Origin of the sequence: Butyrivibrio sp. INlla14, assembly GCF_900102515.1 — a bacterium.
Lineage (GTDB): Bacteria > Bacillota > Clostridia > Lachnospirales > Lachnospiraceae > Butyrivibrio.
Map to the genome: position 1 here is coordinate 1 of NZ_FMVS01000053.1, position 8,431 is coordinate 8,431.

Sequence of the window (8,431 nt, forward strand, 5' to 3'; positions counted from 1 at the left end):
AGTGATCTATATCGTAAAGCTATCAACAAATATGGCATTACCCAGAGCATGAACAGTGCAGGTGGCAGATGTCATGATAATGCCAGGTGTGAAAGCATGTGGGCAAGAATGAAAGATGAACTATTCTACTCCAGAAATCTTAAGTCTACTCAGTTTACTGTTGAAGAACTTAAGGTAATAATCTGGAGATACTTTATCAGCTATTGGAATAACAGGAGGATATGTACCTCCAATAATGGTCTTCCTCCTATGGTTAAGAGAAAGAGATACTATGATTCATTGGCAATGGCTGCATAATAAAACAGGTAACTGGATGTACGAGTAATAAGTGTAAAGTAATATTGACAATATCATATTTTTGAAAATGCTTTTCCAGGATCTCAAGATTGGTTCTATCCTGAACGAATTCATGTAATGTCTCCATTACAGATAAATACGATCTAAAAACGTTTCCGTTATTAGGATTTTCGAATTCATAGTCCGACACTGACTCTGCCTTTTCATATAATGACTCAACCCTCTTTGCAAAATCATATATATTCATCAAATAAGTCCCCTTAAAATGCTTTAGTTAGTATTGACGGACTTCCGTCAATATATATAATAGTCAGCATGATATAATTGTCAATCACATTTTGTATTTGTAAATTCTTACATGCAATGTTATTATTTATTCTGGAGGATAAAAACAATGCAAAATCCATGTACGATCTTTTATAATAATTTCGACTATCTCCTATCTGCCAAGGAAATCCGTATATCCAATCTAGAAAAGGCTCTAAGTGACTACTGCAAAGCTTCAAAAATCGGGTATTTTTCAAGACTTCGCCCAGCACAGGATAGTGATGGCAAGTTACCATCAATTGACATACTTTTATGGTTATCCGATTATTTCAAAGTTCCATTGGATACTTTGATTAAAACAGACCTTCGCTTCAACGATGCAGACTATAACTCTTTAGTTTCATTGATCGATAAGCTTCTAAAAATGACAAGAGAAGGGCAGATACACTGGCAAAAAGAACAGTCCTTTATGGATAGATATAGACAAAATCTGCTATACCAGCTTTCTTCATATGTCGAAAGCCTAGGAAAAATAGAAATTATTCCCGTACAGGAACTTGCTACAGAACCAGTGTATTTTGTTATTGCCATACATCCAGAAGGAAATAAGTCCGAGCCATTTACGATTACCACCAAAGATAGTCACTATGAATTGCTGCCGTGCATTTCTACATTGTATATGATTGCCGTACAAGAAACCCAAAGCCTTAAATTTAGCAATGACTTACGTGATACAATCACCAGATTTCTTGCCCAGTAAAATTAGACGAAAATTAAGGAGCTATCCGCCGACGAAACGGATAGCTCCTTTTTGCTACCTGAATGAAGGTAAATGCTCCATTGTGAGTACCTTCACATATTAAAGCCACTGTGCTAACATAAGTTATTTTTGTGGCTTTTTGATATATTCAGGTAAGTTAGTTGACCAAGGTAACAGATCTTTTAAGAAGTCTCTGTTGGTATCATCCAGATGCTCAGGGATAACTTCTAAAAGATATTTGAAATACTCATAAGGCTTTAAATTGTTAGCCTTGGCAGTTTCAGCAATACTGTAAATCATGGCTGAGGTTTTAGCCCCATTAATGGTGTCTATTACTTCCCAGTTCTTCTTGCCTATGCAGAAGCCTCTGATTGCACGCTCGGCATATTATGCGAATATTCGCATAATATGCATTATCCGAAGGAATTACTTATCCGCATTTAACGCTTGAAAGGTTCGAAATTACTGCATTTGCGATAAAAAGATGCGCATAATGCTCCTCTTCAGATTATAATGACGTCACCAAAAGACTTGTTTGTAAAGGAGGTGACGTTGCTATGGCAAGACCAAGAGACACGCGTTTTTATGAGATTCCACTACCAGATGAGATTCCCAAATCTCAAAAGTGGTTAATCAGTTACCACGAGAACTGCAGGCGGCTGGTTGGATACATGGAGCAACAAGGTGCTGGGCAGACAGCGTACTACTCAACAATACAGTGCCTTCAGAGACTTAGAAATTATCTTCTGGATAGTGACCTATGCTACTCGTATACGGAATCAATCCGATGGCTGGATAACACGAAGTTTTATCCCAAAGGCTTCAAGATAACACTTTCCCGACTTTCTGATATTTACGAACACGGAGAGGTACAGCCTGTCAACGTTTTTCCTGTTGCTGTTCCGTATTCGAATCTTCTGCATGAACCGTGGAATGAACTTCTTCAGGGCTATCTGAACACGCTGGACTTTATGGAGCCTTATATGTCAGATATAAGGAACCGCATCGCAAGATTCTTTTATGCCATACAGCTGCAGGGAGTATCAAGCCCTTCTGAAATAACTTTCGAGCTTATTGAACAGTATTGCATGACCGACGTGCATAAATCAAAGGAAATGGATGCCATATACACATACTCTATTGGAGATATTCTCCTGTATATGGCAAACAGGGGGCTGTGTTCACATGGACTTGGATGGTACCCGTATTTCAGGATGCATAACAGGATATTTGACATCAAGGACTTCACAGATGAACAGATAGCAGTAATCAAGCACTATAGAGATGATAGTCTTGATTTTCCTTCTGAAGAGTACGCTGTGGCTGTTGAAAGCTTCCTGATTGATTTTAATAAACTTGGGTACAGTGAATCGCCCTGCAAAATGGCCGCGTATACTCTGCACAATCTTCTGCTGTTTTTGGAAATGAACAGTTTGGGGTACCATAAGGAGATTGCAGCTGTGTGGCTTGAACGCGAAAAAACATATCATGAGAAAAGAGGATGGTTCCAGGCTTCAAGAACGCTGTATCTGTTTGATATCTATACCAGGGAAGGATGCATAATGCCGCAGTCCCTGAACATAACGAGGGCCCTCAGATGTGAAGCCCTCCCTGACTGGTGTTTAGCTGAACTGGACGAATATCTGGAAGTTAAGAACAAGGAAGACTGGGCTGCATCTACTATAGATATGATAAGATCATCTGTCACGCGTTTTTGTGAATATTTGGCAGATAGTGGTCTAAAAGGCTTTGATGAGATAGACGCATCAGTTATTAAGGGATTCAATCTCTGTGACTATCATGATACTCCTGAAGGAAAAAACGCCTATAACGTTAGGATACGCAAGTTTTTAAAACATCTGGAGCGGAAGAATATAATCCCATACGGGCTCAATGAAGCCCTGCTCTGTACATCGGAAAACAGGGAAAGAATTGTCATAACTCTGACTGATGACGAAAAACAGAGCATCAAGGAGAAACAGGATGCCAGTACCGCATCGATTGAACTAAGGGATAATGCAATGATGCTCCTTGGCCTAAAAATGGGCATAAGATCCATTGACATAGTCAATCTGAAGCTGGATGATCTTGATTGGAAAAACCAGTGCATACGTATATATCAAAAGAAGACAAGTCACGAGATTATGCTGCCTATGCCAACAGAGGTGGGCAATGCCATTTATCTGTATATATCAAACGGACGAGCAAATAAAAAAAACATCCTCTAGATATCTCTTCATTAAAAACAGGGTTCCTTACGATGCTCTGAAGAGAAGCGTATGCAGACAAGCGTTAAAAAGGATGCTTCCAGGTAGAAGTACACCCGGTTCTGGCTTTCATGTAACTCGCAGGACATACGCTACAGACCAGCTTAGAAAAGGTACCGGTAAGCAGGGCTTGGCAGATCTTCTGGGTCATAGAGACACAACGTCAATAAAGCATTATCTTAATCTTGATGAGGAACGGATGCGGATGTGTCCTGTATCTTTGTCGGACTCAGGGCTCCTGATGAAAGGAGGCCGTTATGACAGAGTATAGAGATTATCCCTATTCAAGTGTTCTTGCACCGTTTATTCAGGATTACGTTGCTGAAAAGCGTGCTTTAGGATACATATATAACGTAAAAGGCTACCAGCTCTTTCGTCTTGACCAGTATTGGAATGATAACGGGTACAAAGATGCTGCTTTTACTCCTGAAAGACTTGACGCCTGGATGTGTTCTTTGCCGGGAGAAAGCAAAAGCAGTCAAAACAGCCGTATTGGAGCAGCACGCGGTATTGCAAGATATCTTAACACGCATGGTATTAAATGCTATGTTCCAACACTTTACGTCGGCAAAGATCAGAAGCAGATCCATGTGATGGACAAGACCGAATTGGCGGAATTCTTTTCTGCTGTAGATTCATACCAGCCTAAGACGCATAAACCTTGCGACCTGCGGATGGCAAATGAATATCCGATTATATTTCGCCTGTTCTACTGCTGCGGAATGAGGAATAATGAGGTTTGTGAACTCAGGAAAACTGATATTGATCTTGAGAATGGTATTGTTACGATTTATGATGGCAAAAAACATCGTGACAGGCTGGTTTATCTGCCAGAGGATCTGCTGACCCTGATCAGAAAATACCGCAGGTATCTTGAAAAAGATTTAGGAGTAAAATCAGAGTGGCTTTTCCCAGGAAGATTTCTGAAGGAACACGTCCTTAAAACATCCATTGACAGAATTTTTCGTGATTTTTGGAATAAAACTGAAGCATCAAAACATTGTGATAAGCGCCCTACACCTCACTCATTGAGACATGGTTTTGTTGTAGACCGAATGTCTGACAAAGGGATACGTGACCAGATAATACTTGTGCTCCTGTATGACACCGCAATAAGAGCAGATGAATTAATAGGGCTTGACTTGTCAGATGTAAACATTGATGCGGAAAGCCCGTATCTTCGCATTCGCGGTAAAGGAGATAAAGAACGTGTTGTAGCATTGTCAGAAGAAGTGATACCATTAGTGAAGCAGTATAGTTCTGTGTTTCATCGCGACATGAGGAAACGCTCTGAACCTTTTATATACACAACGATAAAAGGCGTGACAGGTAGAATGTCAGAGAGAAATGTGGAGCGTATTGTCAAAAAATATGCTGATATCATCAGAAAAGATGTTCCTGATCTTCCAGATAGAATCTACCCGCATTTATTAAGGAGAACTCGCGCGAGTGGATGGTACAGGGATGGAGTACCTATTGAAACAATAGCCGTTATACTGGGGCATTCAGATACAAAAACGACTCGAAAGTCATATGCAAAGCCTTCTGTTGAAATGCTAAGGAAACAGATGGATGTGGGTGATAATGGCGAGATGATAGTCCCCGAAGAAAAACAACTGTGGAAAAACGACGAAGAACTGGCACGATTGTGTGGTATCAGATAGGAGCATTATGCGCACCTTTTTTGAGAAGGTATGCTATTGGTCTGGCTTTCAAGAAAAAGGTGCGGATAAGTAATTTCTTCGGATAAGGCATATTATGCGAATATTCGCATAATATGCCGAGCAGGCCATAAGACCATTTACAATAGCCCGAAAGAACTTTGTACTTATGGAATCCGATAACGGAGCCAAGGCAAGTGCTATGATCTTCAGTCTTGCTGAAACCGCTAAAGCAAACAGTGTTAATACTTATGAGTATTTTGAACTGCTGTTATCAGAGATTCCTAAGCACATGAATGACCATGATCTTAGATTCCTGGATGATCTTCTTCCCTGGTCTAAAAACGTCCAGGAAAAATGTCCTAGCAGATTTAAAAAATCTTAAATTTTCAAAGTGCATATATTTATATCAGATCCCTGCAGAAATGCGGGGATTTTTGATATCCAGTACTCATGGATGAGGGCTTACGTCCCACCTGCATCAAATCCCACCATTGGAGTTCCACAACACTGGGCTTAAATGCAAGTTGTAGGGAAATTCTCCCGTCTGGAACAGATTACAAATGTATCAGCCAATGAATAGTACTGGGCAAGAAATGATTAATCAGTGGTTTGGGGAAGGAGAATTACGTTGAAAGGGATTGTTATATTCTTATCCACGTTGTGCAATTCCTTGGTATTGTTAATTATAAAACTACAACATGACTAAGCGTGATTAAAATGGCCAACATCGTCTATATGATATACCTACAACACGTTAGAGTTTACAATACTTATCCTTTAGTATTTCAGCTATAGCGCTAGTTTCTCTCATGGTTCTTCCCGTAGTTTTAACAATGATACCCAGCCCTTTATCAGTCCACGCCAAAACAATATCTATTGTTCCATCTGGGTAAACATTTTTGATAAATGAATGTTCTCGGGGAGCATAAGGACGGGAACCAACAACCTCAATTACATAATCACAATTACATAAGTTTCTTGAAAACTCGTATAATACATCCTTACCATGATCATCACTTATTTTTATTTTCTTGTTTTTAGGGCTCTTCAGGGGTAATGGTGGGTGAAAAATGCCATCATCCCCAGCATTTATGCTGATCATGCGCCTCGAGGTTTTCTGTTAGGAAGTGGAATCCTCAAATCCGAGCATACTAAGTAGACCATATCGAGCATGTTTTGGATATTGCGAAAACCATATGCCTTGCGGACGATCAGTTTGATTTTGTTATTAGTAGCCTCAATTCGTGCATTGCTCATACCCAGCCGTATTGCATTGAGTATGTGATCCCTGTGACGTTTGATCTTGAGGTATAGCTCCTTGAAAGCATCAATCCTGCTGTGACTTGCCCACCAGAGCCACCGCTTAAGAGCGGCTTCTGCTTCGTCAGTATCTTTGATTTTTAAGATGAGACGGAGCGTTTCCTTCATTCGGTAAGCTCGATACAGACGACTGTTATTCTCAGCAATCATGGCAACCCGGTTCTGTTGGTTCTCTGTCAGATTTTCGGGAGCCTTGCCGAGTGCATAAGCTGAGTTTTTGATTTCATCTGCTTTAGCCTTGGCTGCATTCAATATAGCGGCTTCCGGATCATCTGCCTTGGGACGTCCTTTCTTACGAGGATGTTCTTTGGATAAGCGTGTGAACTCAGCGTAGGCTTCACGCCATACTTCACGACGAACCTCGTCGAGGGCTTCCATAGCCCACTGGACTACATGAAACGGATCAACGCAGCGCTCACAATCCGGAGTGAACTCGTTAACGCATTCCGTGATCCACTTTGCTCCATCTCCGGTAACAACCTTGATGGATGAAAGCTGTTCTGGAGTAAGCTGTTTGTAGAACTGCGTCAGCACACCTTTACCATGCCCCTGTGCTGCCCAGACAACGGTATTTGTATCGTGGTTAACGATAACCGTAATGTACTTGTGACCTTTCTTATAGCTGGTCTCATCAATGCCAATGTTTATAAGGTTATCAAGTCTTCTGGAGCGCTCAGGTTCAATGTCATTCAGAGTTCTGTTTACACAACGCCCAACTGTTTCCCAGTCGATGCGCATATACTCTGATACAACACTGCGAGGAAGATAAACTGCAAGCCATCCGACTGTCAGATCAAAGTCCCGGGTGAATCCGCTTCCTGGATATGCCCAAGGAACATAGGCTGTCACAACACCATGCTCAGGACACTCTATACGATGTGTCCACCCCTCAACCTCTACGAGTGTTGCACCAAAGTCAAGGCTTCTCCAAGTGCGCGGCTGATCTATCCTCTGGTCGTAACGAGGACAGCGTCTGTGGCAGAACGGACAATCATCCTGATGCCATTTATCCGTCCGCGCATGGATTCTGAGGTGGGTAACACCATCCCGATCAAGATAGAAGTTTGCATCTTCTACGACAGCATGATTGACATTGAGCAATTTTTTACATAATGTATTAGCAGAAACCATCTGTGGGTACCTCTGGTATCTCTGTAGTATAGTTTGGACGCTAATACATTACAGAAACACAGATGGTTTTTCAATTGCAAATATACATCAGAGGACTGGCATAGTACCCACCATCATGCCAGAAGCCTCGTTTTTAGGCTCTATTTTACATTTCTCAAGCACTATCGGAGTTTTGTTTTCGAGCCAATCCTTATGCGTTTTTAGATTATCTTCAGAATATGCATTCCTTACACCGACAATGCTGTTGCCTTTGAAAATATCAATAAAAGGGTAATCCCATCTGCCTTTCCCACTACTTAAAGCAATCGAGTCGAAAAGATATGCCATGGCCAACCCAAAACAGTTCTCTCCATCACATATCCAATCATCTAATAACCCTAAAGTCGTAAATTAGATACTCAAAACGATTATTTACTCATTTTTATTGCTTGGCCATATGGCGCAAATCCTTGAGAATACTGACATTTGAGGACTTTTTGTATTGATTTTTATTTGAGTATATATTATAATAAATATATACTCAAATAAGGAGAGTGCCTTATGCCAGCAAAACCATCAGGAGAGATCAAAACAAAAATAGTACGTCAGCCTCAGAAGAACGGTGATATCTACATTCTGGAGAGGCAGACCATCTATGATCCCGACAAAAAATACAACAAAGTACTAAGCAGCAAGCTGATAGCCAAAATCCCAAAAGGGGAAAAAGATCCAGTTCCAACGAGACC

The 8,431-nt window shown here is 40.8% G+C and carries 9 protein-coding genes and 2 pseudogenes; 7 read left to right on the plus strand and 4 right to left on the minus strand.

Translation table 11 applies throughout. The features are described 5' to 3' along the window. Both BLO53_RS18375 and BLO53_RS18380 read left to right on the plus strand, forming a co-directional pair. On the plus strand, positions 1-297 hold a 297-nt coding region (locus BLO53_RS18375), incomplete at its 5' end, for an integrase core domain-containing protein (RefSeq protein ID WP_143003286.1). A gap of 394 nt (positions 298-691) precedes the next feature. After that, the gene (locus BLO53_RS18380; protein ID WP_092065051.1) at positions 692-1,324 is read left to right on the plus strand and encodes a hypothetical protein; all 633 of its coding nucleotides are present in this window, start codon (positions 692-694) and stop codon (positions 1,322-1,324) included. 123 nt (positions 1,325-1,447) lie between these two features. Here the strand turns inward: BLO53_RS18380 and BLO53_RS18385 are convergent. Next, a pseudogene (locus BLO53_RS18385) lies at positions 1,448-1,708 on the minus strand (transposase domain-containing protein); the annotation flags it as partial. 173 nt (positions 1,709-1,881) lie between these two features. Here BLO53_RS18385 and BLO53_RS18390 point away from each other — a divergent pair. The 4 genes from BLO53_RS18390 (at position 1,882) to BLO53_RS18405 (ending at position 5,637) form a co-directional block, all read left to right on the plus strand. Next, positions 1,882-3,552 (plus strand): tyrosine-type recombinase/integrase, encoded by a 1,671-nt coding sequence (locus tag BLO53_RS18390; RefSeq protein WP_092065054.1) that lies wholly within the window; start codon positions 1,882-1,884, stop codon positions 3,550-3,552. After that, entirely contained in the window at positions 3,497-3,862 is a 366-nt protein-coding gene (locus BLO53_RS20035; protein WP_143003287.1) for a tyrosine-type recombinase/integrase, read from the plus strand. The genes BLO53_RS18390 and BLO53_RS20035 overlap by 56 nt, the downstream gene beginning before the upstream one ends. After that, positions 3,849-5,255, plus strand: coding sequence for a tyrosine-type recombinase/integrase (locus BLO53_RS18400; RefSeq protein ID WP_092065060.1), 1,407 nt, complete (start codon positions 3,849-3,851; stop codon positions 5,253-5,255). Before BLO53_RS20035 ends, BLO53_RS18400 begins: the two co-directional genes overlap by 14 nt. 166 nt (positions 5,256-5,421) lie before the next feature. Beyond that, positions 5,422-5,637 carry a transposase domain-containing protein gene (locus tag BLO53_RS18405; protein ID WP_092065063.1) on the plus strand — a complete coding sequence of 72 codons (216 nt, stop codon included), beginning with the start codon at positions 5,422-5,424 and terminating at the stop codon, positions 5,635-5,637. A 372-nt stretch (positions 5,638-6,009) separates the two neighbouring features. Here the strand turns inward: BLO53_RS18405 and BLO53_RS18410 are convergent, their stop codons facing one another. The 3 genes from BLO53_RS18410 to BLO53_RS18420 form a co-directional block, all read right to left on the minus strand. Next, positions 6,010-6,357, minus strand: coding sequence for a hypothetical protein (locus BLO53_RS18410; RefSeq protein ID WP_092065066.1), 348 nt, complete (start codon positions 6,355-6,357; stop codon positions 6,010-6,012). Continuing rightward, complete coding sequence (locus tag BLO53_RS18415) at positions 6,354-7,706, minus strand: ISL3 family transposase (protein ID WP_092065070.1); 1,353 nt, start codon at positions 7,704-7,706, stop codon at positions 6,354-6,356. Before BLO53_RS18415 ends, BLO53_RS18410 begins: the two co-directional genes overlap by 4 nt. Positions 7,707-7,793: 87 nt before the next feature. Continuing rightward, positions 7,794-8,033: a hypothetical protein gene (locus tag BLO53_RS18420; protein ID WP_092065073.1), complete on the minus strand. Its 240-nt coding sequence runs from the start codon at positions 8,031-8,033 to the stop codon at positions 7,794-7,796. Positions 8,034-8,246: 213 nt separating this feature from the next. Between BLO53_RS18420 and BLO53_RS18425 the strand changes: the two are divergent. Further along, positions 8,247-8,431: pseudogene (locus BLO53_RS18425) on the plus strand (IS1634 family transposase); the annotation flags it as partial.